Below are 24,190 nucleotides of genomic sequence, written 5' to 3'. Positions count from 1 at the left end.
GGCTAGTCTCGAACGTGCAACCGAGTCCATGGATGGAGCGATGACGGAGCCCAACTACCCCAACCCCCAGTCGGACGAGCAGGCCCAGCACGTGCTGGTCGTCGGCCCGGACGGTGCCCCGGTGGGCACGGCACGCGTGCCGTCTGGCGAAGAGGAGCACCAAGAGTCCGTCGGCGACCTCGTCGAAGAGCCGGCGAAGGTGATGCGCATCGGCACGATGATCAAGCAGCTCCTCGAGGAGGTGCGCGCGGCACCGCTGGACGACGCGAGCCGCAACCGGCTGCGCGAGATCCACCAGACGTCGGTGAAGGAGCTGGAGCAGGCGCTCGCCCCCGAGCTGCAGCAGGAGCTGGAACGCCTGGTGAACCCGTTCACCGACGACTCGACCCCGTCGGACGCCGAGCTGCGCATCGCGCAGGCCCAGCTGGTCGGCTGGCTCGAAGGGCTGTTCCACGGCATCCAGACCGCGCTGTTCGCGCAGCAGATGGCGGCGCGGGTGCAGCTGGAGCAGATGCGCCGCGGCCTGCCGCCGGGCACCGCCGCCACCAGGCCCGACGGCCACGCGCCGGGCATCAGCGGCACCGGGCAGTACCTGTAGCGGGGGTGCCCGCGCCGCCTACTGACGGCGCGGGCACACCTCGACGTCGGTGGTCCTGATCGGGTTGCTGCAGTCGAAGGTCTCGCGGACCTCCTGCGCGAGCCGCGGTTCCAGCTTGTCCAGGTCGAGCCAGCTGGTGTTGTAGACGAGGTAGCGCACCTTCGGGTCCGTCAGGCAGGCCGCGTTCTCCTCGTAGCTGACGAGCCCCCGGATCGCCGGGATGTCGGTGCTGCGCTGCAGGAACACCGGCGACGGGTACCGGCACGGCGTGGGGTTGCCGAGGAAGTACGCGACGTCGCCGAAAGCGATGTACAGCACCTCGGTGTCCGGGCCGATCTGCTCGCGCACCTGGCCCAGCTGCGTCACGAGCCGCTCCGCGGTGTTGACGCGGTCGGTGTTGCGGTTGTCGGCGGCGCCGAAGTCGAACGAGTACGGGCTGCTGGGCCACACCTGCACGGACAACGCGGCCACGGCGACCAGCACCGGGATGGCGAACAGCCGTCGGCTGCCGCGCGTCGACTCCAGCGCCGCGACCACGCACGCCAGCACCACGAGCCCGGTGAGCCCCGCGTAGGCCAGGATCTGGTGGTTGTCGCGCCACTGCTCGGAGCGCGCCGCCGCGAGCGGTTCGATCACGGCGAGGATCGCGGTGGTCACCACGAGTGTCCACGGTGGACGGCCGTGCTCGGTGTACCAGCGGCCGACGGCGAGCGCCCAGACCCCGGCGGCCAGCGGCAGCAGCGGCGTCAGGTGGTACTGGAACCACTGCGCCTGCAACAGGGTCGTGGTGAACACACCGAGCACGCCCAGCGCCAGCAGGAGCACCCACCAGCCGCGACGCAGCCGCAGCAGCACCACGACGCTGACCGGCAGCAGCGCGAACAGCGGGTTCTGCAGCGCCTCGTTCATCACCGTGCGGGCGAGGTCGAACACGTCGATCTTGCCGCCGCTGAGCGGGGACGCGCCGTTGAGCACCGAGAACTCGTGGAACCAGCGCCATTCGCGCGGTTCGATCAGCACGGCGAGGCCGAACAGCCCGAGTCCGATCGGCACGGCGGCCACGGTCGTCCACAGTGCACGGCGGCGGTCGACGAGCAGCACGACGCCGATCGCGAGCAACGCCGTGGGAGCCGTCGTGTACTTCACCAGCACGGCGAGCGCGAGGCCGAGCCCGCCCAGCACCGCGCCGACCCACAGTCGTTTGGGCCACAGGGAAGCGGCGACGGCGGCGGTGGCGAACACACCGGCCATCCACTCGGGTTGCAGGAAGTCCCAGTTCGGCGACAGCGCGAGCGCGAGCCCGACGGCCGCCGCCACGAGTGAGCTTTCCGGGCGGCGCAACGCGGCGCGCAGCCAGAGTGCGACGAGCGCGACGATGACGAGCGCGCCGAGGCGGATCAGCGTTTCCGACGAGACAAGGTTGGTCGGCGCGAGAACGAGCCGGTACGCGAGCGGCCGGTGCACGAAAACCCCGGCGGGACCGACATCGCTCGTACGCAGACAACCGAGCACGAACCGGACATCGTGGTTCAGACCAGTCCAGAAGAGCGTCACGGCGACCGGGATCGCCGCGAGCAGGCCGCCCGCCAACCAGGCCACGCGGGAGAACGCGGGGCGACGGCTGGGGGCGCCGAGTCTGACCTCAGTTGCGGTGGTCATCCTTCGTCAGTGCCTCTTCCACTCGGGCCAGGCGCTCCTCGTACTGCGCCACGGCGGAAACGCGGGCCCGGATCCGCGCGTGCTCGGCCCGCACCTCTTCCACGTCGGCCGGCGACTGCCCGTTACCCGCACCCGGGCGTTCGAGCGTCGCCAGCCTGCTGTCCATGGCGGCCACGTGCGCGGCGAGCCGCCGGATCTCGTCGTCGTGCCAGCCGATGCGCCCGTCCAGCTCGGCGGCGCGCGAGTCGGTGTGCCCGCGCAGCTCGTCACGCACCGCGTGCAGCTCCCCGCGCAGCCCGTCCAGCTGGCGGCGCAGGTCGTCGAGCTGCGGGCCGAACCGCTGCTCGGTCACGTTCTCGATGCGCCAGCGCAACCGCTTCCACAGCGGGAACACGGCGACCTTGCCCAGTTTCTTGACGGTGCTCACGCGATCAACTCGATCTCTCCGGTGTCGCTCCAGGACCGCAGCAGCGCGGACTCGGCGTGCAGGCGGTGGTCTCCGGTGACGTTCACGTCCTCGCCCCAGGCGTGCGCGAACGTCGTCTGCTCGGGCCGGTCGAGGATCGAGAACCCGGTGATCCGGATCTTCGCCGCCGGGAACAGCCGCACGGCGAGGTACACGACGAGGGTGCCGGTGGTCGCCCAGATCGCCTGCTCCGGGTCGAGCCCGAGCAGGCGCCCCAGCGGCTGCACGAACAGGCGGTTGGGGATGGGCACGAAACCCATGTCGTCCGGCCACCAGTCCGGGATGATCTCGGTCTCCCAGTGCAGCCTGCCCGGCTCGGCCAGCAGGTACAGCCGCGACTTGTAGTCGGCGAAGGTGTGCGGGCTGACCAGCACTCCGCGGTGCAGGACGACGACGTCGGTCTTGCGGCCGTACGCCGGTTCCGCGCCGGGCTCGTCGAGCGCGAACGTGGTCATCCGCAGCACGAGGTCGCTGTCGTCGATCAGTTCCGCCCGCTGCGCGCTGGGCGGCAGCGGCGCGTTGCCGACCACCGTGACCGTCTCGACCCGCTGCCCGCGCGCGTAGGCGACGAGCAGGTCCCGGAACACGTCGAGCTGCCCCGGTGCGCCCGCCTGCTCCGGCGCGGCCTCCGCGAGGTGCACGAAGTCCTCCTCTTCCCCGATGGACCGCCAGACTGTAACGAACGGCACAGCAGGCGTCACACCCGGCGCAGGCGCTGCCGCGGCTTCTCCTCGCCCGGGAAGACCCGCTTGACCCCGTCGCCGAGCGCCAGCTCGACGTTGCGGATGTCGCGCACCAGCCGCCGCAGCCCGTCCGGCTCCAGCGACGCGGCCTGGTCCGAACCCCACATCGTGCGGTCCAGCGTCACGTGCCGCTCGACCAGGCACGCACCCAGCGCGACGGCGGCGATCGAGACCTGCAGCCCGCGCTCGTGCCCGGAGTAGCCGATCGGGACACCGAACCGCTCGGCGAGCGTGCCGATCGTGCGCAGGTTCGCCTCCTCCGGCGGGCACGGGTACGTGGACGTGGTGTGCAGCAGCACGAGCCGGTCGGTGCCGAGCACCTCGACGGCGGCGTCGACTTCCTCCATTGTGGACATACCGGTGGAGGCGATGATCGGCTTTCCGGTGTCGCGCAACGCCTTCAGCAGGTCGAGGTCCGTCAGCGACGCCGAAGCGACCTTGTGCGTGACGACGTCGAACCTCTCCAGGAAGTCCACGCTCGGCACGTCCCACGGCGAGGCGAACCAGGCGATGCCCAGTTCCTTGCAGTACCGGTCGATCTCGGCGTACTCCTCCTCGCCGAACTCGACGCGGTAGCGGTAGTCGAGGTAGGTCATCCGGCCCCACGGCGTGTCGCGCATCGTGTCGCGCATGTCCGGCGGGGTCGCGATGTCCGGCGTCCGCTTCTGGAACTTGACCGCGTCCGCGCCCACACTGGCGGCGATCTCGATCAGCTGCTTCGCGATGCCGACGTCGCCGTTGTGGTTGATACCGATCTCCGCGACGGTGTACACCGGGTGCCCCGGGCCCACCTCGCGGTCGCCGATCCGCACGGCAGAAGTCACTGTTCTTTCCTCCGTTCGACTGCGTGCAGCACGAGGTCCGCCACCTCGCGGACGGCGCCGTACCCGCCGGGGCGGTCCAGCACCAGCCGGGCGGCCCTGCGGACCTCCGGCCGCGCGTCCTGCACCGCGATGGGCCAGCCGACCAGCGCCATCGCCTCCAGGTCGCGCAGGTCGTTGCCGACGTACGCGACGCGGGCGGGGTCGAGGCGCTGCTCGGCCAGCCAGGTCTTGAGCACGGCGGCCTTGTCGCCGACGCCGTGCAGCACCTGCGCGCCGAGCTTGGCGGCGCGCGCGGCGACCACCGGGTTCTGCTCGACGGACAGGATCAGCAACGGGACGCCCGCGGCGAGCAGCCGGGCCACCCCGGCGCCGTCGGACCGGCTCACCATGACGCCCTCGGTGCCGTCCTGCAGCACCAGCGCGTGATCATCGGTGTGCACCCCGTCGAAGTCGGTCACCACGGCGTCGACGTCGACGAGCTCCGGCACGGGCGGTTCGAGCGTGGCGGCGAGCAGGCGCGCGACCGCCAGGTCCTCCGGCGTGTCGATCTCGATCGCATGCTCCGCGGGCGTCTCGACGAGCCCGATGCGGCCGAAGAACCGGTGCCGCGCCGCGCGGAACCCGGACACGCGCATCCCGTACACCGCACCGGTTTCCCGGAACTCCGGCGCGCGCTCCTGGCGCCGCGGCCGCACGGCGGCGTCGTGGTTCACCGCGACGGCACCGCCCTCGGCGTCACGCTGCCAGAGGAACTCGTGCACCCGCACGGCGGTGAGCGCGCAGTCCCAGCCGTTGTCGGCGACCTGCGCCACGACGTTGTCGATCGTCTCCGTCGCGATGAACGGCGAGGTGCACTGCACCATCAGCACCACGTCGGGCGCGTGACCGTGCTCCTGCTCGAAGGCGTCCAGCACGTGCAGCAGCACCGCCTCCGACGACACCGAGTCGCCGGACAGCTCGGCGGGGCGCGGCAGCACGACCGCACCCGCGGCCTTGGCGACCGTCCCGATCTCCGTGCTGTCGGTGCTGACGACCACCTCGTCCACGCGGGCGGACGAGCGCAGCGCCCGCACGGCACGGGCGACCAGCGGGTCCTCCCCCACCTTCGCCAGGTTCTTGCCGGGCACGCCCTTCGAGCCGCCCCGGGCCGGGACGACGGCCAGCACCCGGGTCCCGTCGCGTTCTGTCACCCGGCCGAGGGTACGGAACGTCATCGCTCGCCGAAGAGGCGCTCCCAGTTCTCCTTGCTGGTCAGCTGCTGCTGCGCCTCGTGGTAGCGGCGGACGGTCTGCTCCCCCTCCTGCCGCAGCCGCCACAGCACCTGCAGGCCCTGCTTGCCGAGCTTCGTCATGAGCCGCTTGTCCAGGCGGCGCACCCGCACACCCGTCTGCGAGGAGTCGGTGACCACCGCGGTGCGGAACAGCGAGACGTGCCACCAGTGCTCGTCCCCGGCGCGGACCGCCGCGCTGCCGCCCGGCTTGTCCAGGTACTGCATGGCCAGTCGCTTGAGCAGCACGAGCGTCGGCTTCGACGGCTCGAAACCGGCCCGCACGATCGGCATGTGGTCGGCCCGCACGCCGGTGCGTGCCGCCGGGACGATGTGCGTCTCCGGGTACTCCGCACGCAGCATCCGGATCGCGGGCACCACGTTCGCGCCGCCGTCGGCGAGCGTCTCGGGGCCGCTCAGGAAGTCCTCGATCGCCTTGATCATGGTCGCCGCCAGGCCGTACTGCATCGAGGCCAGCGTCTCCATGAACTCGTTGAGCAGGAACTGGAACATGTCCTTCGGCTGCAGCTGGTGGTGCAGCGCGGCGGTGATCAGGCCGTTGCGGTAGTGGAAGTAGCGGGCCCAGTCGTCCCAGCCCTTCCAGTGCAGGTCCTGGTGCCACACCCCGGCGCCAGGCAGCGTCACCGTGAAGAAGCCCGCGCCACGCGCCCGCAGGCCGTACTCGACGTCGTCCCACTGGAAGAAGATCGGCAGCGGGTAGCCCACCGCGCGCACGACCTCGGCCGGGATCAGGCAGCACCACCACGCGTTGTGCGTGGCGTCCACCCGGCGGTCCTGGTTGTGTTCGAGCATGCTGCGCTGCGACAGCGAGTCGGTGCGGTCGATGCCGGCGCGCAGCTTCGGCAGGTTCGCGATGTCCGCGTCGACGAACAGCTGGTCCGGGTGCAGCTCGCACAGGTTCTGGCCGCCGACGACGGCGGGCTCGGTGGTGCTGTTGGCGAGCGCGCTGATCCGCATGATGGTGTCGGACTCGAGCTTGATGTCGTCGTCCATCAGCAGGATGTGCGCGTCCTCGCCGCCAGGGGCTTCGAGCGTCTCGTACATGCCGCGGGTGAACCCGCCCGCGCCGCCGAGGTTGGGCTGGCGCACGTAGCGCAGCTTGTCGCCGAGCAGCTCCTTGACGTGCGCGAACCGCTCGCGCGACTCGACGGTGTCGGTGCCCTGGTCGGTGACGTGCACCGCGGCGACGTAGTCGCGCACGATCGGGTCCTCGGCCAGCTCGGTGAGCGTCTCGATGCAGTAGTCGGCGCGGTTGTGCGTGCAGATGACCACCGACACCGGGCGCGGCGCGCCGGCGGCCGCGACGGTCCAGCGGACGTCCTCGACGACCAGCCGCTCACCGGCGGTCTCGACGTCCAGCCACAGCGCGCCGCCGTCGACGAACCGGTCGATCGGCGCGGTCAGCCGGACGGTTTGCCGGTCGGCACCCGAAACGGTGACGGAGGCGGCCTGCCGGCTGTCGCCCTTGCTGTCCGACGCGCTCACGATGAGCTTGCCGGAACCGGTGACGACGGCCTCGACGTCGCACGACGTGATCTCCGTGTAGCGCTGCCAGTAGCTCGCCGGAAAACGCCCGAAGTAGGTGTTCGTGCTGACCGCGGCGTGCGGCTCGACCGTGACGCGGTCCCGCTCCGTGGTGGCGGCACCCAGCGTGGTGACGGCGTACATCGCGTCGGGCGCCGGGAAGGAACGCGCGGCGAAGAAGGTCCGCTGTGCGAGGAGGCGCCCGGGCCCACCGGACTGGCGACCGGACCGGTTCTCCGGCTCGGCGATCGCTTTCTGGGTCATATCGCTCGATACCCCGTCTCGAGAAAATGTGCTGTTTTTGTCGACGGCAGCGCTCGGCCCCGACGCCTCGCGGAATGGATCACACGCTACCGGGCGTGAGAAGGCGATAAATCACCCGCCCCGAAAGAGTGACGCGGCGAATGACCTTGAGGTTGCCCGCCCTCTCCCGGCGGGTGTGGCTCCGGTCGCTACCCTGAGCGGGTGCACGCCACCAGCACGGTCGATAAGGCCAGCGACCCCGTGACAGACAGCGCCAGCCGCGTCCCGCCCTCGGCGGGCAGCCGCTCCTTCGCGCGCGCGACCGCCGATCTCCGTGACGGCTTCCGCCAGCGCGAACTGTGGAGCCACCTGGGCTGGCAGGACATCAAGCAGCGCTACCGCCGCTCGGTGATCGGCCCGTTCTGGATCACCATCAGCCAGGGTGTCATCTCCCTCGGCCTCGGTGTCCTGTACTCGACGCTGTGGGGTCTGCACGTTTCGACGTTCCTGCCCTACATCGCCACGGGCTTCATCGTCTGGGGCTTCATCAGCGGCTGCCTCGCCGAGGGCATGGAGACGTTCATCTCCAACGAGGGCCTGATCAAGCAGATCCGGGCGCCGTTGACGGTGTACGCGCTGCGCACGGTGTGGCGGCAGACGCTGATGTTCGCGCACAACCTGATCGTCGTCGTGATCATCGACGCGATCTTCTTCGGCAACCTGAACCACTCCTACGGCCTGCAGCACGGCGTGTGCGAAGCCAACGTGATCTGCCACCCGGGCCTGGGCTGGTACTCGCTGTCGGCGATCCCCGCGTTCGTCCTGCTGGCGATCAACGCGTGGTGGGTGACGCTGCTGCTGGGCATCATCTCGACCCGCTACCGGGACATCCCGCAGGTGATCAACTCGCTGATCCAGCTGCTGTTCTACATGACCCCGATCGTCTGGCCGATCGACCAGCTCTACGGCACCGGCGCCCGCGCCGAGCTGGCCAGCTGGGTGGTGCCGATCGTGCACCTGAACCCCTTCTACCACTTCGTCCAGGTCCTGCGCGCCCCGCTCATCGGGCAGGCGGTCAACCCGTGGAGCTGGGTCGTCGTCGGCGGTATCACCGTCGTCGGCTGGCTGCTCGCGCTGATCGCCATGCGCAACTACCGGGCCCGCGTCTCCTACTGGGTGTGAGAACTAGACATGGTCAGCATTGAGGTCCAGAACGCCTACGTCGACTTCCCGATCTTCGACGCGAAGACCCGTTCGCTGAAGAAGAGGGTGCTCGGCAAGGTCGGCGGCAAGATCGGCACCGACGCGAAGGTCCCGATCATCGAGGCGCTGCAGGACGTGTCGCTGTCGCTCAAGGACGGCGACCGCGTCGGCCTGGTCGGGCACAACGGCGCGGGCAAGTCCACGCTGCTGCGGCTGCTGTCGGGCATCTACGAGCCCACCCGCGGCACCGCGCGCGTGGTGGGCAAGGTCGCGCCGGTGTTCGACCTGGGCATCGGCATGGACCCGGAGATCTCCGGCTACGAGAACATCATGATCCGGGGCCTGTTCCTCGGCATGACCCGCAAGCAGATGGAGAAGCGGGTCGACGACATCGCGGATTTCACCGAGCTCGGTGACTACCTGCAGATGCCGCTGCGCACGTACTCCACCGGTATGCGGGTGCGGCTCGCGCTGGGCGTCGTGACGACGATCGACCCGGAGATCCTCATCCTCGACGAGGGCATCGGCGCGGTCGACGCGGCGTTCCTCAACAAGGCGCGGGACCGGCTCGTCGACCTCGTCCGCCGCTCGGGTCTGCTGGTGTTCGCCTCGCACGCCGACGACCTGCTGCTGGAGCTGTGCACCACGGCCATCTGGATGGACGAGGGCCGGATGCGCAAGCAGGGTTCGCTGCGGGAAGTCCTGACGGCGTACAAGGGCCGCGACCCGTACGAGAACATGAGCGCGGAGATGCTGGCCCGCCTCGGTGCCGAGCCCGCGGTCGCCGGCAAGGGCGGCGAGTGAGCATGAGCGGTGCCGAGCAGGCGCCCCTGCCCGCGGGGGCCGTGGTGGCCGTGGTGGTCACCCGGCACCGGCGTGACCTGCTCGCGGACTCGCTGAAGGTGATCGCGGCGCAGACCCGGCCCGTCGACCACCTCGTGGTCGTCGACAACGGGCCGGACCAGCCCGCGCGCGAGGTCGTCGAGACCTTCCCGCTGCCGTTCACATACCTGCCGTCGCACCGGAACCTCGGTGGCGCCGGCGGGTTCGCGCTGGGCATGTTGCACGCCTTGTCGCTGGGCGCGGACTGGGTGTGGCTGGCCGACGACGACGGCCGCCCGGCGGACGAGCACGTGCTGGAAGTGCTGCTCCAGGAGGCCGAGCAACGCGGACTGGCGGAGGTCTCGCCGGTCGTGTCCAACATCGAGGCCCCGGCGAAGCTGGCGTTCCCGCTGCGGCGGGGACTGACGTGGAAGCGGTCCTCGGCGGAGCTGGGCACCGACTTCCTGCCCGGCATCGCGTCGCTGTTCAACGGCGCCCTGTTCCGCGCCTCGACGCTGGACGTCGTCGGCGTGCCGGACCTGCGGTTGTTCTTCCGCGGTGACGAGGTCGAGGTGCACCGCCGCCTGGTGCGGTCGGGGCTGCCGTTCGGCACGTCGCTGCGCGTGGCATACCTGCACCCGGACGGGTCGGACGAGTTCAAGCCGATGCTCGGCGGGCGGTTCCACGCGCAGGACCCGGAAAACGAGGTCAAGCGGTACTACACCTACCGCAACCGCGGGTACCTGTTGTCGCAGCCGGGAATGCGCAAGATCGGTGCGCTTGAGGTGCTCCGGTTCGGGCTGTACTTCGTGGGCGTGAAGCGTGACCCGAAGGCGTTCCTGCAGTGGCTGAAGCTGGTGCGGCTGGGGCAGCGCGAGCGCTTCTTCCGTTACCGCGCGTGAGCCTGTAGCTCCTCGAACAGGTGATGCGCGATGCGTGAGTTGTCGGCGGGCGCATAGGTCAGCCAACTCTGCCCGTCCTCGGCCTTGCGTGAGGTGGCGAAGTAGCGGCCCTCGTCGGTGTCGAACCACGCGGTGGGCGTGAGGCGGCTGGGTTTCCCGTCGCGACCGGGGACGACGACGGTGAACTGGCCGATGCGCAGCTTCGGCTTCTGGAAGATCCGCTCCACCGCACGCAGCTGGGCGGGCGCCGTGGAGCGCGGCTTGGCGACGTTCGCGAAGGGGTCGTACGCGTCGTCCTGGCGGTGGTGGCGGCCGCTCGCGGGTTTGGCGACCGTGACCGACGGCCCGGCCGCGGCGGGCGTGCGGGGCAGCAGGTCGACGACGCCGGCGACGATCGCGGTGGCACGGCACTCCTGGAAGATCATGGAGTTGCGGTCCTGTTTGGCCACCACGGCGTACTGGCCGTTGGACGCGGCGCGGGCGAACAGCTGCTGCCCGTCGTCGAGCTGGGCGACGGCGAGGACGGCGAACGGCCCGGCGACGAAGGTCCGCAGGGCCAGCTCCACGTCGTCGTCGAGGCGGCCGCGACCGAAGAGCCCGCGTGACTCGAGGTCGCGGAACACGGCGTTGCGGATCTGCGCGCGCTCGTCGAAGGTGATGCCGAGGTGGGGGACCTCGAACGGTTGCGGGGCCCGGCCGAGGTCCAGGTGCTCCAGCAGGATGTCCAGCGCCGCCAGCGAAAGCGAAAACTGGTGTGGCATCGTTTCTTTTCCCTCCGCTTTCAGCGAACCGTGTTGCCTGGCAAGATCGCGAGCTGCTGTTCTGGGTGCATGGCCGACAAGAAACCCGCACTCGTCCTGCACCTGTCCACCGGCGGCGAACCACTGGTGTTCGCGCTGGCGGAGAAGGACGCCGACGAGCTGGCGTCGAAACTGCACCTGTTGCTGGAGCACGGTTCGGTGGAATCAGTGCAGACCAAGGAGGACAACCGGATCTCCGTGAACTTCGCCCACGTGGCCGTCGCGTACATCGACGACCTGCAGCGAAGGGGCAAGGTCTTCGGGCTGCACTGATTCCTTTTCCGCGTTACTCCCCGATCACCGGCGGCGCGGTGCGTTCGCTGGTGCCGAACACGTCGTCGGGGTCGGGCTCGACGAGCCAGGTGGGACGCTGGTGCTCCTCGTCCTCCTCGCCCTTGCCCTTGGCGCCGTGGGCGCCCATGCCGCCCATTCCGCTGCGCCCCGCGCCGGCCGCGCCGCGCCCACCGCCCGCGGCGGTCTCGGCCGCCCCGGCGCCGGCGGCGCGGGCACCGGACTGACCGCCCGCGCCGGCGCTGCCGCTGCCGGCCGCCGAACCGCTGCCGCCGGGCCCGAAGCTGCCGCTACCAGCGCGGCCGGACCTGCCGGAGGAGTACTCCTCGTCGCCCATGCCGCCGACGCCGCCCATGGCGCCCATCGGCATGCCGCCCATGGCGCCGAGCCCGGTGGCGCCGAGGTCGGAGGTGGTGCCGGAGCCGGAGTTGCCGGTGGAGGTCTGGAAGCCCTGTGCGCTGGTGGTGTTGTCCGAGGGGTTGCGGACCCCGGTCTTGACCCCGTTGGTGAGGGTCGGTGGCGTGGCGATGCTGCCGAGGATGCCGCTGACCGAGCCGGTGCCGGGGGTGCCCGTGGAGCTGGTCGGGTGGCCGCCGGAGGCGCCGATGTTGCCGCCGGTCGGGCCGGTGAAGGAGGAGGACGTGGTGCCGGCGAGGCCGCCGGTGATGTGGCCGATCGAGCCGGTGGAGGAGGCGTCGAACGTGGGGGGCGGCGTGAAGGCGGGTGCCTTGGCGGCGGCGCTGTACAGGTTGTTGTCGTAGGTGGACATGACCTGCGCGGCCTGTTCGTGCGCGTCCTGGCTCTGCTGCTGTTTCTGGAGCGACTTGTCGATGTTGTCGACGAGGTCGAAGGGGTTCGAGGTGGCCCAGCTCTTGACCTCGTCGGACCAGCTGAACGGGATCGGCTCGGGCATGCTGTTCTTCGCGGTCTCCGCCGCGGAGGACTGGTTGTACACCTGATCGGCGGCGAGCTGCGCCGCCTGACCACTCTGGTCGCTCCACGTGCCGAGCCCGGAGACGAAGTTGAAAGCCGACCCCGCGGCCGCGCCCTTCCAGGTGGCGCCGGACTTGGACGCGGCCTGGTTGAGCTGCTGCCCGAAGGTGGCCATCGCGTTGGCGAGCTGGGTCCAGGAGCTGGAGACGCCGGTGACCTGGCTGGGGTTGACGGTGTCGACCATGGCCTTGAGCTTCTCGTGCTCGATCGCTAGGTAGTTCTGGTTCGAGGGCTTCAGCCCGCCGCGGAACTCGACGTCCTGACTGAGCTGGCGGGACTGCTGCGCACGCTGCTGGTCGGTGGTCGCCTGCGCCTGGAACTGAGCGGCGAAGTTGTTGATGGCGTCCAGGAAGCCCTGGCTGTTGGGGTCGTAGCCCTGCGCCTTGAGCTCCTGGGCGTACGCCTCCTGCGGCGAAACGTACCGGCCGTCGCCGTTGTACTGGTCCAGCCCCTGGCTGCCCGGCTGCTGCGGATTGGTCATGCTACTTCGCCTCCGGAGGCAACTTCGGCTCGATGATCGTCGCGATGTTCGAAGCGATTTGGCAGGCCTCGGTGGCATTCGGGCTCGCCGCTACGACAACGGACACGTCCACGCGGGAGTTCGGAGTAACCGCGAGCGTCAGGATGCAGCCGGCATTGACTGTCTGCAGCTGGCGGGCGGTACGGGAGTTGACCTTGCCATCCGTGATGGTGCCGCCGTTCGCGCGCAGTTCGTCCACACCCTGTGACGCTCGGATGTCGATGCCGAAACTGACGGAGCTGTCGTCCGCAGACCGTCCGTGCCAACCACACGCACTGGTCGAACCGGACGCCTGCGTGTCTCCTACCTGCCCCGGTCCCTGAGCTTTGAACTGGGCTGCCTCCTGAGAGGTCAGCAGGTCACACGGCTTGATCGACGCCAGGGAGGTGTTGGCAGTAGGCGAGGAACCAGCCGCAGAGGTACTCGACGCTGCGCCGCTGCCCGTGCTCGGAACAGCTTGTCCCGTCTGCGGGCTCGAGCACCCAACGACGAGAAACGCTCCCGCCACGGTCGCAAGGAGCGCCGAAAGGCTGTTCTTGACGGCAGTCATGGGTCAGACCTGCACCCCGTTGAAGGTGCGCACGGCCTCGTCGTCCATGTGCGTGTAGTTTTTCTTGGCCTGCTCGAACGCTTCGCGGGCCTGCTTGACGATCTGGAGAAGCGCTCGGAGCGCCGTGCCGTACGACTGCGGATCACCACTCGCCATCAGCACGGTGTGGGAGGCCACGCTGTTCGCGTAGTCGCTGTCGCCCAGCTGCGGTGCCTGCCCGGCCGCGTCCACCGTACGCAGCAGATCGCCGCCTACGTCTTCGAACTCACGGAAAACCCGGATGTACTCGTTCGCGCCTTCTTCGCTGATCGCGAAGCCGCCGGATTTGGCCGAGTCCACCAGTTTCTGCACTTCGGCCGTGGTGGAGGCGATGGATGCCTCGCTGAGCATGCCGCCGATCGCTGAACCGATCGTGCCACCGATGGTGGTGGCCGGCGGCTGTTGACCCGCGTTGGGCACGAACCCCGTCATCGCTGTCCCCACGTCGTCTCGTTCTGGTACCTCGCGGAGTCTACTGGTCGGCGACCAGCGGTAACCGCGGTTTCACGCAGAATCGTTCCTTCGACGCAGCTCAGCGGCCTGTGGTTCCCCCACCACGACAAAAGGGGCGCGGACCCGAAAGCCCGCGCCCCTTCCGAAGCGGAAAATCACAGCTCGTACAGGCGCTTCCAGTTCTCCCGGCTCGTCAGCTCCGGCATCGCCCGCTTGTACTGCGCCTGGACGGCCTTGCCCTCCTTGCGCAGACGATTGAGCACCCGCACCCCGCGCTTGCCCAGCTCGAACATCCGGTCCCGGTCGTACTTGCGGACCCGCACGCCCTCCTGGTTCGCGTCCGTCACCACCGCGGTGTCGAACAGGGCCACGTGCCACCACGACGCCTCGTCCATCGGGATCGCGCCCAGCGAGAACCGGGACCGCCCCCGCAGTCGGTCGACGACCCGCTTGATCAGGACCAGCCGCTGCAGCGACGGGCGGCCGCCACCGTTGATGATGCCGATGTCGTTCGACGCGATGCCCGGGACCTCGGTCGGGTCGTGGCGCTTCGTCTCCGGGTACTTCGCCCGGATCTCGCGGATCTCCCGCATCGCGGCGACCCCGCCGTCACGCAGGATCTCCGGGCCCTCCAGGAAGTCCTCGACCGCCTTGATCAGCGTGTGCGTCAGGCCGTACTGCATCCCCAGCAGGTACCGCACCAGCTGCGCCATCAGCACCCGCGCCAGCACGGTCAGGTTGAACTCACTGTGCAGCGCCGCCGTGATGATCGAGTTGCGCAGGTTGAAGTACCGGTGCCACTCGTCCCAGTCCTTCCAGTGGAAGTCCGCGTGCCACACCCCGGCACCCGGCAGGGTGACCGTCGGGAAGCCGTGCGCCCGCGCCCGGTAGCTGTACTCCGCGTCGTCCCACTGGAAGAAGAACGGCATCGGGTAGCCGACCGCCTGCACGACCTCCGCCGGGATCAGGCAAGACCACCAGCCGTTGTAGCCCGCGTCGAGGCGCCGCTCCTGCTTGTTCGGCTTGCCGGTCTCCTCGTCGACACCCATCAGGTCCGCTGTGGACAGGCTGTGCTCCACCGGCATCCCCGGCTCCAGCGTGTTCAGCCGCGCGTACTCGGCCCCCACGTGCAGCTGGTGCGGGTGCAGCAGGTTCAGCATCTGCCCGCCGACGATCACCGGGTTCGCGGCGCGGTTCGAGAACGCCGTCAGCCGGATCACCAGGTCCGGCTCCAGCAGCACGTCGTCGTCCATGAACAGGACGTTCGCGTGCTCGGTGTCCGAATGCCCCGCCACCTCGTACAGGCCGCGGGTGAACCCGCCGGCGCCACCGAGGTTCGGCTGGGTGATGTAGTGCAGCTTGTCACCGAGGTCCGCCGCGACCTTCGCGAAGCCCTCGCGCGAGTCGACCCGGTCCGTGCCCTGGTCGGCGACGTAGATCGCGTCGAGCGTCTCCAGCGACGAGATGTCCCCGGCCAGCGCCTGCAGGTTCTTGAGGCAGTCGTCCGCGCGGTTCATCGTGCAGATGGTGACCGCGGTGGGACGGATCTTCTCCGGCGGCTCGACCGTCCAGCGCACCCGCTCGACCCGCAGCCCCTGCCCGGCCTCGGTCTCGAAGTCCAGCCACAGCGCGCCGCCGTCGAGGAACTTGTCGAGCTTCAGGTCGAAGGACACCGCCTCCTGCTTCGCGCCCTCGACCTCGCGCGCCTCGACCGTCCGCGGCTCGCCCTCGTAGTCCGACGCGCGGACCGCGACCAGGCCGGACCCGCTCACGACCAGCTCGGCGCGCACCTCGCGGACCGTGGTCCAGCGCTGCCAGTAGCTCGCCGGGAACCGGCCGAAGTAGGTGTTGCCCGAGACGCGGGCCGCCTCTTCGAGCACCAGCGTGTCCCGGCCGCGGGTGACGACACCCGACGGGACCTCGGCGTAGAGGTCCTTCGACACGATCGGCGACGGCCCCGCGAACAGGCCGCGCTGGGTGGTCAACCGCCCCTGGGGAGTGTGCTCGGAGAACGTGGTCTGCTCCTTGCCCTCGGCCGCGCGAGAGCCGTTGCTCCGCGTCCGCGCCGACGTCGTGGGCCTTCCGGTGGCGGTCTTACCAGCCATGAGTTCGCTGTCCTCCAGGGGTTCGGTCACGCCGGGGTCAAGCTACCGGTGCTCGGGGGGCTACGCGGCGGCGGGCTGCTCGCGGAACACGACCCACTTGAGCATCACGAAGTTGATCACCGTCGCGGTGCCCTGCGAGATCACCCAGGCCACCGTCTCCTTCAGCGTGAACTCCGGAAGCACCGCCAGCATCAGCGAGTTCACCCCGATCGTGACGAAGAAAGTCACGCCGTAGAGCAGCACGAATCCGCCGATCTGCCCGGCGCCGTCTTTCCGGCCCGCGGAGAACGTGAATTTCCGGTTAAGGAAAAAGGCGGTGGTGGTGCCGACGATGAAACTGACGGCGCGGGCCAGCACCGGCCACGGCTGGACGTCCATGCCGAGCGCCATCTCCAGGGAGTACGTGCCCAGGTCCAGCAGCGCGCAGAAGCCGCCGATGAGCGCGAACCGCACGAGCTGGCCGAGGAGGCCCGGCGCGGTTTTCGGGGTTTCGGTCGTCTCCTGCGGTTCCGTGGACACCACTGCACTACCTCACCGGCATGGGATTTTCCAGGACTTCGAAAGTGTAGAAGCGGTCAGCCGCAAGCCGCCGATCGGGGATCGTTACCCTGGACCGGGTGAACGCGACGACTGCCGATTTTCCGACCGAGCGGCGGACACTGACCGGGTGGGGCCGCACCGCCCCCACCACCGCGGACGTGCTCAGCACGCCGGACGTCGAGGTCATCGCCCGCGCTGTCACCCAGGCCGGTGAGCGCGGCGTGATCGCCCGCGGCCTCGGCCGCTCCTACGGCGACCCCGCGCAGAACGCCGGTGGCCTGGTCGTGGACATGACCGCGCTGAACCGCATCCACTCGATCGACCCGGACAGCGGGCTGGTCGACCTCGACGCGGGCGTGAGCCTGGACCAGCTGATGAAGGCCGCGTTGCCGCACGGGCTGTGGGTGCCGGTGCTGCCGGGCACGCGCCAGGTCACCATCGGCGGCGCGATCGCCAACGACATCCACGGCAAGAACCACCACAGCGCGGGCAGCTTCGGCAACCACGTCGTGTCGATGGACCTGGTCACCGCCGACGGCCGCGTCCGCAACCTCACGCCGGACGGGCCCGAGGCCGAGCTGTTCTGGGCCACGGTCGCGGGCATCGGGCTCACCGGGATCATCGTGCGCGCCACCATCCGCATGAAGAAGACCGAGAGCGCGTACTTCTACGTGGACGCCGACCGCACGTCGAACCTCGACGAGACGCTGGAGCTGTTCACCAACGGTTCGGACCTCAACTACGACTACTCGATGTCGGTGCCGGACCTGATCAACTCCGACTCGCGCCTCGGCCGCGCCACGTTCTCCCGCGGCTCGCTGGCGAAGCTGGACCAGCTGCCGCCGAAGCTGCGGGCCGACCCGCTGAAGTTCGACGCGCCGCAGCTGATGACGCTGCCGGACGTGTTCCCGAACGGGCTGGGCAACAAGCTCACCTTCGGGCTGCTCAACAACGTGTGGCAGCTGACGGTGCCGAAGAAGGGCGCGCGCGGCAAGATCCAGAACCTGACGCAGTTCTACCACCCGCTGGACATGCTCAGCGAGTGGAACCGCGCGTACGGCTCAAAGGGCTTCCTGCAGTACCAGTTCTCGGTGCCGTTCGGCCGCGAGGACGAGCTGAAGGCGTTGTGCCGCAGGATCGCCACGTCCGGGCACTACTCGTTCCTGAACGTGTTCAAGCGGATGGGCGAGGGCAACCGCGCGCCGCTGTCGTGGCCCTCGCCGGGCTGGATGCTCAGCGTCGACTTCCCGATCAAGGCCGGGCTGAGCCGGTTCTGCATGGAGATGGACGAGGCCGTGCTGGCCGCCGGTGGCCGGCTGTACACCGCGAAGGACTCCCGGACCACGGCGGAGATGTTCGCGAAGATGTACCCGCGGCTGGACGAGTGGCGCAAGGTCCGGCATTCCGTTGACCCCGAAGGCGTTTTCGCCTCAGACATGAGCCGGAGGCTCGAACTGTGATCGACGCGGTAGGCAACCCCCAGTCTCTGCTGCTGCTCGGCGGCACCTCGGACATCGCGCTCGCGATCGCCCGCAAGTACCTGGCCGAGCGGCCGGTGAAGGTCGTGCTGGCCGCCCGTGCCACGGAGCGCAGGAAGGTCGCCGCGGAGCAGCTGCGCGCCGCGGGCGCCGAAGTGTCCGAAGTGGACTTCGAGGCGGCGGACACCGCGTCGCACCCCGCGGTGCTGGACCAGGCGTTCGCCGGCGGCGACATCGACGTCGCGGTGGTCGCGTTCGGCCTGCTCGGTGACGCGGAGCAGCTGTGGCAGGACCACGCGAAGGCCGTCGAGCTGGCCACGGTGAACTACACCGCGCCGGTCTCGGTCGGTGTCCTGCTGGCGGAGAAGCTCAAGAAGCAGGGGCACGGCAAGGTCATCGCACTGTCCTCTGTGGCCGGTGAGCGCGTGCGCCGCTCGAACTTCGTGTACGGCTCCACCAAGGCCGGGTTCGACGGGTTCTACCTGGGCCTCGGCGAGGCACTGGCGCCGTTCGGGATCACCGTCACGGTCGTCCGCCCCGGCCAGGTCAGGACGAAGATGACCGAGGGCATGGGCAAGGCGCCGCTGGAGCAGACCGCCGAGCAGGTCGCCGACATCGCGGTGGACGCCGCGCGCCGGGGCAAGGACCTGGTGTGGGCGCCCGCGCAGTTCCGGCTGGTCATGTCGGTGCTGCGGCACGTGCCGCGGCCGATCTTCCGGAAACTGCCGATCTGACGCCTCCGGGCCGTGTTTTACTGTCCCTTGGGTAGCACTTTGAACCCGAGGGGGAAACATGGCGAGCCGCGAGGAACGGCTGGACCGCGCGCTGCGGTCCTTCCAGGAGCAGGCCGCGAAGGCCGCTCAGCTCAAGGAGAAGCTCGGCGAGCTGCGCGGCCAGGGCCGCAGTCCCGACGGCGCCGTGACCGTGACCGTCGCGCCTTCCGGTGCGGTCATGGGCCTGCAGCTGTCCCCCGCCGCGATGCGCCGCACGCACGTCCAGCTCCAGCAGGACATCATGGCCGCCATCCGGCAGGCGACGCAGCAGGCCGCCGCGCAGGTGCAGGACACCGTGCGCCCGCTGCTGGGTGACCGCACGGAGCAGTTCAAGGACGCCTTGAACGCGCACGTGCCCGCGCTCGGCCCGGTGACGCCGGAACCGCCCGCGCCGCCCGCGCCACAGCCGCCGCCCGAACCCGTCCAGAAGCCCCGGAACCGGGCACCGGCCCCGGAAGTCGAACCCGAGGACTTCGGCGGACCGATTCTGAGGCGGGACTAGATGACGACGGGTTTTCAGGTCGAGCCCGGGGCGCTGCTCGCGCACAGCGAGGGCTCCCGGGAGGCGTCCGGGCACCTGGGCAAGCTCGCCGACGTGCTGCAGCAGGCGCGCGTGAGCGACGACTGCTTCGGCCCGATCGGCGAGTTCCTCGCGTTCAAGTACTTCGACGGCCTGCAGGAGTGCCAGAACCTCGCGGCGCAGGCGCAGTCGTTCCTGGAGCAGATCGCCGACAACACCACGCTCGCGGCGAACATGTACCACGGGCAGGACCAGCTGACGGCCGAGGACCTGGGCAAGTACAAGGAGCTCGCGGACGCGGGCGGCGACCCGGCGAGCATCTCGGCCGTCAACTCCGCCGGTGACTCCAGCCGCAAGAGCTACCTGGAGCAGAACGGCGGCTACGGCAGCTCGTGGATCAGCACGGCCGGGGACGTGGCGCGCGCGAGCAGCCCGCCGGACGTCGTGTTCGCGACCATCAACGCGCGGATGGAGCAGCTGCAGCTGATCACCAGCCCTGGCCAGTCGTTCGTCGACAACGGGCTGGGCTTCCTGATCGGGATCGTGCTCAGTCCGCTGGTGGAGTTCGTACTGGAGCCGGCCATCGGCGACCCGGAGCAGATGCGCAGCACCGCGCAGGGCTGGGGAGGCGTCGCCGACTGGCTGGACGGCTTCGGCGACCACGAGAAGCAACGCGCGGACGCGACGCAACAGGCGTGGCAGGGCGGCGGCGGGGACGCGTTCCGGCAGCAGATGAGCGAGTTCGCCGACGGGTCCAAGGCGCTGGCCGAGGAGGTGCGCGGGCTGCAGCAGATGCTGGAGTTCGCGGCCGACCTGTTCGACGAGTTCGTGGAGATCTGCGTCGACATCATCGAGCAGCTGATACTGGGCCTGATCGTCGAATGGCTGGCGGCACTGGCCGCCTCGTGGATCACGGCTGGTGGTTCCGTCGCCGCCGCCGAAGGTGTGACGGCCGGTGAGACCGCGGCGACCGGCGGCCGGCTCGCGATGAAGGTCAAGGAGCTGCTCGGCAAGCTGAAGCCACTGGTGGAGAAGCTGGAGAAGTTCCTGCAGTGGCTGCGCAAGGGGCCGCTGAAGAAGGTCGTCGAGAAGATGAACAACATGCGCAACGGCGGCTTCCTCGAGAAGCGCCTCGCCGAGCACCTCGACCGGAACCCCCTGGTCAAGATCCTCACCAAGACCGACGCGGAAGGGATCGCCTCGGCCACCGGGAACAAGTTCGCCGGCGCGCTCGGCAACGGGGAGGGCGCGCTGGCCGCCAACCTCGCCGAGACGGGACTGCGGATGGCGGGGATGAGCGGCACCAGCTCGGTCGGCAAGGCCGCCTACCGCACCGCGAAGGCGGATCTGCCCGGCTTCGCCGTGGAGCAGGGCGTGAAGTACGGCTACAACGAGGCGCAGGAATCCCAGTCCGACGAAGAGCGTCGGGAGACCGAAGAAAGAGGCTTCACGCTCGAATGAGCTACCGCTTCTCCGATCCGGTGGGCGCGGCGACGACAGCACGGCTCCAGCTTCCGCCCGACGAACAGTTGCTGTGGGCCGCCTACAACCGCTTCGCGTACTACTACGACGTCGACGGCCTGGACCCGCTGGGCGAGCGCAAGAAGAACGCCGTCCTGCGGGGTCTGCGTGCCGTCGGCGGAGTGGCGGGCGACTTCGCGTCGGAGATGCTGGGGGAGACCGACTCCAGTTCCAACACGCCGCCGCCGGCCGGTGTCTTCATCGTCGGGGCGCGCAAGGAGGGGTTGGCCACGGACGTGCTCGCCGCGCTCGGTGAGCCGGGGAAGAACCTCGAATGCCTGTGGGCGTTGACGGCCCGCCGGCTCGTCCTGTTCGGCCGGCCGCCGACGCCCGAACCGGTGAGCCTGGGCAAGACCCTGTTCGGTGTGGGCAAGGGGCTCGCCAGGGCCGTCACCGGGAACAGCAGGAAGACCTACGGCGCGCACACGGAGGGACAGCCGGTCGTGATCGAGCAGCGGGAGGTCGTCGCGGAGGTGCCGCGGGCCCGGATCGCGGGCGTCGCCCCGGCGCAGCGCCGGCGCAAGCCGTGCCTCCGGCTGTCCTTCGTGGACGGTTCGGGTCTGGAGCTCCTGCTCCCCGTCGAGGATCCCGCGGTGTTCGAGTGGATGGCGCGTTGACGTGGACCTCCTCGCGAAGCAGTTGCGCAAGAACGACGAGGTCGTCACCGAGGAACTGACCCGGCACTGGCTGCGCAGGGGCGAGCGGCTCGGCTTCGGGACGCCGCCGCTGCGGGAGTACGTGCGGTCGAACATCGGTGGTCAGGTCCGGCTCCCACACGAGCCGCTGCACCAGGTGCCCGCCTTCGACCTGGAGAAACTCGGCAAGCCGCGATGGCCGCTGCCGTCGCCCGAGATCCTCGAAGAGGACTGGCCGGACGATCCGACCGTCGGGCACTTCGCGTACGCGCAGCACCCCGACCAGCTCGCCGTGCACTTCGCCGACCACTTCGCGAACAGCCACGGCGAAGCGCGGCTCGTGGCGAGCGACCGGCGTGTCGCGGTCGTGTACCCCAGCAAGTTCCTCGGCACGACGGGTGAACTGTTCACCACGTTCTGCGAGACCGACTCCCGGCAGGTGCGCTTCTCCGCCCCCTTCGCCGGGCGGAGTGCGCCGCCGCCGCGGGTGGTCCGGGTGGACTTCGCCGACGGGTCCGCGCTGTTGCTGCGCGCACCGCTGGCGGCGGAGCTCGTCGCGCGGTTCGGCGGCCCGGCCTAGGTCACTGGCTGAGCCAGTAGCCGTACGAGTTGTAGACCGGGTACGGGTTCAGCAGCGGGCGTGGTTGGCGGACCTCGATGCGCGGCGACGGGCTGGTGATCAGGTCGCCCGGGATCGTGTACGTGTACGTCGCCCAGCCGCCGGGTTCCGGGGTGCGCACCCAGGTGCCCGCGGCCTTGCCGTCGACCAGCACCTGCATGTCCGGGACGATCTTGTCCATCGACGTGCGGGCCGTCAGGGTCAGCGCGCGGCCCGGCGTGAGGTTCCGGGCCGTGAAGACCTCGCCGCCCAGGATGGTTCGGCCGCTGTCCACCACGTCGCCCATGCGGGTCACGATGCTCACCGGCTGCATGTTCACCTGCGCCATCTCCGGCTCGTACGCGTGCGCGCCCTCGCTGGTCAGGTCGCCGACGTTCACGTAGTCCCGCAGCTGCCCCGGCACCTGCTGCACGTCACCGCTGCCCGCCAGGCTCCAGTCCGCCCGGTACACGTCGATCTCGCGGAACGGCACGATCACGTTGCCACTGAGGTCGAGCGGCGTCTGCACCTTGAACTCCTGCAACGGCTCGTCCGCCAGGATCCCCGCCTGCCGCAGCTGCGCCATCGACGGGCCGGGACCCGTGTCGTACGTCGCGAAGTACGCCGGGCGCTGCGCCGCCGGCAGATGCCGCAACGCCTCGTACAGCGAGCCGATGCCGTTGTTCGACGGCTCCGCCAACCCGTTCGTACCCAGGCCGATCAGGTCGACCACGTGGTGCTCCCCGAAGTACGCGACCGCGCCGACGTCCTTGACCGCCACGCTCGCCCCCGGCGGCAGATTGCCCGAAACCCAGGCGCCGACCGACACGTCGGTGTCCCGGATCGTCGAGGTGTCCCGTCCGAAGCGGACCGCCCACGTCGGCACGGCCAGCAGCGAGAACACGAGCGCCACCGCGAGCCCGCCGTGCAGCGCATACCGCCGCACGGAAACCGGCACCACGCGGGTGATCCCGTACGCCCCGGACACCGCGAACAACAGCACGATCGGCAGGAAAGGCTGCTCGTAACGCAGGTTGTGCACCAGCGCGGTGTTCAAAGTGGACACCGACAGCAGCACCACGACCAGCCCGGCCGCGAACGCGACGAACACCGGGCGCCACGCGCGGCGGATCAGCACCAGGTACAGCAGCCCGCCGAACGCCAGCAGCAGCGCGCCGGGGAACGCGAAGTCACCGTTGGTGAACCCGAGGAAAGCGCCGAGCAGCGCCCGCAGGTTCGCCATCGTCCGGTCGAGGAACTCGGCGAGGTAGAACTCCGGCCGGTCGTACAGCAGCGACTTGGCCTGGATCCCGTTCGCCGACGTGGTGCCGGTCGCGAGCTTGTAGAACAGCAGCTGGCCGAGCCCGGCCAGCGCGGGCAGCAGCGTCCAGGGCCAGCGCGCCCAGGAGCGGGTGGTCGTGCGGCGGCGGCTCAGGAGGATCCACCACTGCCCCAGCACCAGCACGCCCGCGAAGATCAGCCCCTCCGGCCGGGCGAGCGCGAGCAGCGTCGACACCACCGGCGTCCAGCGGAACCGGCCCGCGGGCGTCTCGTGCACGAACACCAGCGCCGCGGCCACGACGAGCAGCAGCACGAGGCCGACCTCCATGCCGCTGGTCGTGCCCCACAACAGCACGCCGCTGCACGCCACCAGCAACCCGGTCCAGCGCCCCACCGACCGCGCGACCAGCCGCGTGCCGAGCCGCGTGACCAGCATCGCGCCCGCGGCGAAACACAGCATGTTGAAGCCCATCGCGAACACCAGGAACCAGTGGCCGGTGAACCCGATCGCGTAACCGAGGCCGAGCACGAGCGCGTACAGGAAGCTGCTGGCGCCCGCGCTGACCGGATCACCCGTTTCGTACCGGAAGAACTGCCCGAGCCCGATCTGCCTGCCGTACTGCAGGTGGATGTAGACGTCGTCCAGCGGCGCGATGAGCTTGCCCTGGTTGAACGCGAGGTCGAAGACGACGAACACGAGCCCGAGGAGCAGGGCGAGCCCGCCGATCAGCCAGGGGACGAAGTCGCGCTTCGTGCGCGCCGGAGATCGGAAGTCCGTGCTGGTTTCGCGGGTGGCGTTCAGCGCTGCGATCACACGGAAC

Annotated in this window: 24 protein-coding genes; 11 read left to right on the top strand and 13 right to left on the bottom strand. The window is 69.8% G+C overall.

Going from position 1 to position 24,190, the window contains the following annotated elements; translation table 11 throughout:
* Positions 1–40: 40 nt before the first annotated feature.
* The gene (locus FHX82_RS02210; protein WP_183176429.1) at positions 41–598 is read left to right on the top strand and encodes a bacterial proteasome activator family protein; all 558 of its coding nucleotides are present in this window, start codon (positions 41–43) and stop codon (positions 596–598) included.
* Positions 599–616: 18 nt separating this feature from the next.
* Here FHX82_RS02210 and FHX82_RS02205 read toward each other — a convergent pair whose 3' ends face one another.
* The 6 genes from FHX82_RS02205 to FHX82_RS02180 are packed head-to-tail and all read right to left on the bottom strand — an operon-like array spanning position 617 to position 7,366.
* Positions 617–2,257, bottom strand: a complete 1,641-nt coding sequence (locus FHX82_RS02205; RefSeq protein ID WP_145936051.1) for a hypothetical protein — start codon at positions 2,255–2,257, stop codon at positions 617–619.
* Positions 2,241–2,684, bottom strand: a complete 444-nt coding sequence (locus FHX82_RS02200) for a hypothetical protein (protein ID WP_145936052.1) — start codon at positions 2,682–2,684, stop codon at positions 2,241–2,243. The genes FHX82_RS02205 and FHX82_RS02200 overlap by 17 nt, the downstream gene beginning before the upstream one ends.
* Positions 2,681–3,364, bottom strand: a complete 684-nt coding sequence (locus tag FHX82_RS02195; RefSeq protein WP_229880808.1) for a glycosyltransferase family 29 protein — start codon at positions 3,362–3,364, stop codon at positions 2,681–2,683. The genes FHX82_RS02200 and FHX82_RS02195 overlap by 4 nt, the downstream gene beginning before the upstream one ends.
* Before the next feature lie 56 nt (positions 3,365–3,420).
* Complete coding sequence (locus tag FHX82_RS02190) at positions 3,421–4,290, bottom strand: N-acetylneuraminate synthase family protein (protein WP_145936053.1); 870 nt, start codon at positions 4,288–4,290, stop codon at positions 3,421–3,423.
* Complete coding sequence (locus tag FHX82_RS02185) at positions 4,287–5,480, bottom strand: acylneuraminate cytidylyltransferase (protein ID WP_229880806.1); 1,194 nt, start codon at positions 5,478–5,480, stop codon at positions 4,287–4,289. The genes FHX82_RS02190 and FHX82_RS02185 overlap by 4 nt, the downstream gene beginning before the upstream one ends.
* 20 nt (positions 5,481–5,500) lie before the next feature.
* Positions 5,501–7,366, bottom strand: a complete 1,866-nt coding sequence (locus tag FHX82_RS02180; protein ID WP_145936055.1) for a glycosyltransferase — start codon at positions 7,364–7,366, stop codon at positions 5,501–5,503.
* A 201-nt stretch (positions 7,367–7,567) separates the two neighbouring features.
* On the opposite strand from FHX82_RS02180, the gene wzm reads away from it, so the two are divergent.
* The 3 genes from wzm to glfT1 are packed head-to-tail and all read left to right on the top strand — an operon-like array spanning position 7,568 to position 10,272.
* Positions 7,568–8,527, top strand: a complete 960-nt coding sequence (wzm, locus tag FHX82_RS02175; protein ID WP_145936056.1) for a galactan export ABC transporter permease subunit Wzm/RfbD — start codon at positions 7,568–7,570, stop codon at positions 8,525–8,527.
* Positions 8,528–8,536: 9 nt separating this feature from the next.
* Positions 8,537–9,352 (top strand): galactan export ABC transporter ATP-binding subunit Wzt/RfbE, encoded by an 816-nt coding sequence (gene wzt / locus FHX82_RS02170; protein ID WP_145936057.1) that lies wholly within the window; start codon positions 8,537–8,539, stop codon positions 9,350–9,352.
* Positions 9,353–9,354: 2 nt separating this feature from the next.
* A complete protein-coding gene (gene glfT1 / locus FHX82_RS02165; RefSeq protein ID WP_145936058.1) occupies positions 9,355–10,272 on the top strand; it encodes a galactofuranosyltransferase GlfT1 in 918 nt (305 codons plus the stop codon).
* On the opposite strand, the gene FHX82_RS02160 is transcribed toward glfT1, so the two are convergent.
* On the bottom strand, positions 10,260–11,033 hold the full coding sequence (locus FHX82_RS02160; protein ID WP_145936059.1) for an ESX secretion-associated protein EspG: 774 nt from the start codon (positions 11,031–11,033) through the stop codon (positions 10,260–10,262). The two genes, glfT1 and FHX82_RS02160, sit on opposite strands and share 13 nt — an antisense overlap.
* Positions 11,034–11,102: 69 nt before the next feature.
* On the opposite strand from FHX82_RS02160, the gene FHX82_RS02155 reads away from it, so the two are divergent.
* A complete protein-coding gene (locus FHX82_RS02155) occupies positions 11,103–11,345 on the top strand; it encodes a hypothetical protein (protein WP_145936060.1) in 243 nt (80 codons plus the stop codon).
* A 13-nt stretch (positions 11,346–11,358) separates the two neighbouring features.
* Here FHX82_RS02155 and FHX82_RS02150 read toward each other — a convergent pair whose 3' ends face one another.
* The 5 genes from FHX82_RS02150 to FHX82_RS02130 form a co-directional block, all read right to left on the bottom strand.
* Positions 11,359–12,837: a PPE domain-containing protein gene (locus tag FHX82_RS02150; RefSeq protein WP_145936061.1), complete on the bottom strand. Its 1,479-nt coding sequence runs from the start codon at positions 12,835–12,837 to the stop codon at positions 11,359–11,361.
* Between the two features lies 1 nt (position 12,838).
* The gene (locus FHX82_RS02145) at positions 12,839–13,426 is read right to left on the bottom strand and encodes a DUF3558 family protein (protein WP_145936062.1); all 588 of its coding nucleotides are present in this window, start codon (positions 13,424–13,426) and stop codon (positions 12,839–12,841) included.
* Positions 13,427–13,429: 3 nt separating this feature from the next.
* Positions 13,430–13,897, bottom strand: coding sequence for a hypothetical protein (locus FHX82_RS02140; RefSeq protein ID WP_221215311.1), 468 nt, complete (start codon positions 13,895–13,897; stop codon positions 13,430–13,432).
* Between the two features lie 176 nt (positions 13,898–14,073).
* The gene (locus tag FHX82_RS02135) at positions 14,074–16,023 is read right to left on the bottom strand and encodes a glycosyltransferase (RefSeq protein WP_145936091.1); all 1,950 of its coding nucleotides are present in this window, start codon (positions 16,021–16,023) and stop codon (positions 14,074–14,076) included.
* Positions 16,024–16,083: 60 nt separating this feature from the next.
* Positions 16,084–16,545 (bottom strand): GtrA family protein, encoded by a 462-nt coding sequence (locus tag FHX82_RS02130; protein ID WP_145936064.1) that lies wholly within the window; start codon positions 16,543–16,545, stop codon positions 16,084–16,086.
* Positions 16,546–16,640: 95 nt separating this feature from the next.
* Between FHX82_RS02130 and dprE1 the strand changes: the two genes are divergently transcribed.
* Genes dprE1 through FHX82_RS02100 form a run of 6 tightly spaced genes read left to right on the top strand, consistent with a single transcriptional unit; the run spans position 16,641 to position 22,070 of the window.
* Positions 16,641–18,023 carry a decaprenylphosphoryl-beta-D-ribose oxidase gene (gene dprE1, locus FHX82_RS02125; RefSeq protein WP_183176428.1) on the top strand — a complete coding sequence of 461 codons (1,383 nt, stop codon included), beginning with the start codon at positions 16,641–16,643 and terminating at the stop codon, positions 18,021–18,023.
* Positions 18,020–18,775: a decaprenylphospho-beta-D-erythro-pentofuranosid-2-ulose 2-reductase gene (gene dprE2, locus FHX82_RS02120; RefSeq protein ID WP_145936065.1), complete on the top strand. Its 756-nt coding sequence runs from the start codon at positions 18,020–18,022 to the stop codon at positions 18,773–18,775. Before dprE1 ends, dprE2 begins: the two co-directional genes overlap by 4 nt.
* A gap of 58 nt (positions 18,776–18,833) precedes the next feature.
* Entirely contained in the window at positions 18,834–19,316 is a 483-nt protein-coding gene (locus FHX82_RS02115; protein WP_145936066.1) for a YbaB/EbfC family nucleoid-associated protein, read from the top strand.
* On the top strand, positions 19,317–20,795 hold the full coding sequence (locus FHX82_RS02110; RefSeq protein ID WP_145936067.1) for a WXG100 family type VII secretion target: 1,479 nt from the start codon (positions 19,317–19,319) through the stop codon (positions 20,793–20,795).
* On the top strand, positions 20,792–21,472 hold the full coding sequence (locus FHX82_RS02105) for a hypothetical protein (protein WP_145936068.1): 681 nt from the start codon (positions 20,792–20,794) through the stop codon (positions 21,470–21,472). The genes FHX82_RS02110 and FHX82_RS02105 overlap by 4 nt, the downstream gene beginning before the upstream one ends.
* Before the next feature lies 1 nt (position 21,473).
* Positions 21,474–22,070 carry a hypothetical protein gene (locus tag FHX82_RS02100; RefSeq protein WP_145936069.1) on the top strand — a complete coding sequence of 199 codons (597 nt, stop codon included), beginning with the start codon at positions 21,474–21,476 and terminating at the stop codon, positions 22,068–22,070.
* 1 nt (position 22,071) lies between these two features.
* Here FHX82_RS02100 and FHX82_RS02095 read toward each other — a convergent pair whose 3' ends face one another.
* Positions 22,072–24,183 (bottom strand): DUF8728 domain-containing protein, encoded by a 2,112-nt coding sequence (locus FHX82_RS02095; RefSeq protein WP_145936070.1) that lies wholly within the window; start codon positions 24,181–24,183, stop codon positions 22,072–22,074.
* Positions 24,184–24,190 lie beyond the last annotated feature (7 nt).

Source organism: Amycolatopsis bartoniae (assembly GCF_014191255.1).
GTDB lineage: Bacteria > Actinomycetota > Actinomycetes > Mycobacteriales > Pseudonocardiaceae > Amycolatopsis_E > Amycolatopsis_E bartoniae.
The sequence above is the reverse complement of the archived record's forward strand: the minus strand, read 5'-3'. Positions and strand labels throughout refer to the sequence as shown.

Excerpts from the sequence above, each read along its gene's own strand:
- FHX82_RS02210 (WP_183176429.1), top strand. The coding sequence starts at position 41 with ATGACGGAGCCCAACTACCCCAACCCCCAGTCGGACGAGCAGGCCCAG.
- FHX82_RS02205 (WP_145936051.1), bottom strand. The coding sequence starts at position 2,257 with ATGACCACCGCAACTGAGGTCAGACTCGGCGCCCCCAGCCGTCGCCCC.
- FHX82_RS02180 (WP_145936055.1), bottom strand. The coding sequence starts at position 7,366 with ATGACCCAGAAAGCGATCGCCGAGCCGGAGAACCGGTCCGGTCGCCAG.
- wzt (WP_145936057.1), top strand. The coding sequence starts at position 8,537 with ATGGTCAGCATTGAGGTCCAGAACGCCTACGTCGACTTCCCGATCTTC.
- glfT1 (WP_145936058.1), top strand. The coding sequence starts at position 9,355 with ATGAGCGGTGCCGAGCAGGCGCCCCTGCCCGCGGGGGCCGTGGTGGCC.
- FHX82_RS02160 (WP_145936059.1), bottom strand. The coding sequence starts at position 11,033 with ATGCCACACCAGTTTTCGCTTTCGCTGGCGGCGCTGGACATCCTGCTG.
- FHX82_RS02155 (WP_145936060.1), top strand. The coding sequence starts at position 11,103 with ATGGCCGACAAGAAACCCGCACTCGTCCTGCACCTGTCCACCGGCGGC.
- FHX82_RS02150 (WP_145936061.1), bottom strand. The coding sequence starts at position 12,837 with ATGACCAATCCGCAGCAGCCGGGCAGCCAGGGGCTGGACCAGTACAAC.
- FHX82_RS02145 (WP_145936062.1), bottom strand. The coding sequence starts at position 13,426 with ATGACTGCCGTCAAGAACAGCCTTTCGGCGCTCCTTGCGACCGTGGCG.
- FHX82_RS02140 (WP_221215311.1), bottom strand. The coding sequence starts at position 13,897 with ATGACGGGGTTCGTGCCCAACGCGGGTCAACAGCCGCCGGCCACCACC.
- FHX82_RS02135 (WP_145936091.1), bottom strand. The coding sequence starts at position 16,023 with ATGGCTGGTAAGACCGCCACCGGAAGGCCCACGACGTCGGCGCGGACG.
- FHX82_RS02115 (WP_145936066.1), top strand. The coding sequence starts at position 18,834 with ATGGCGAGCCGCGAGGAACGGCTGGACCGCGCGCTGCGGTCCTTCCAG.
- FHX82_RS02110 (WP_145936067.1), top strand. The coding sequence starts at position 19,317 with ATGACGACGGGTTTTCAGGTCGAGCCCGGGGCGCTGCTCGCGCACAGC.
- FHX82_RS02105 (WP_145936068.1), top strand. The coding sequence starts at position 20,792 with ATGAGCTACCGCTTCTCCGATCCGGTGGGCGCGGCGACGACAGCACGG.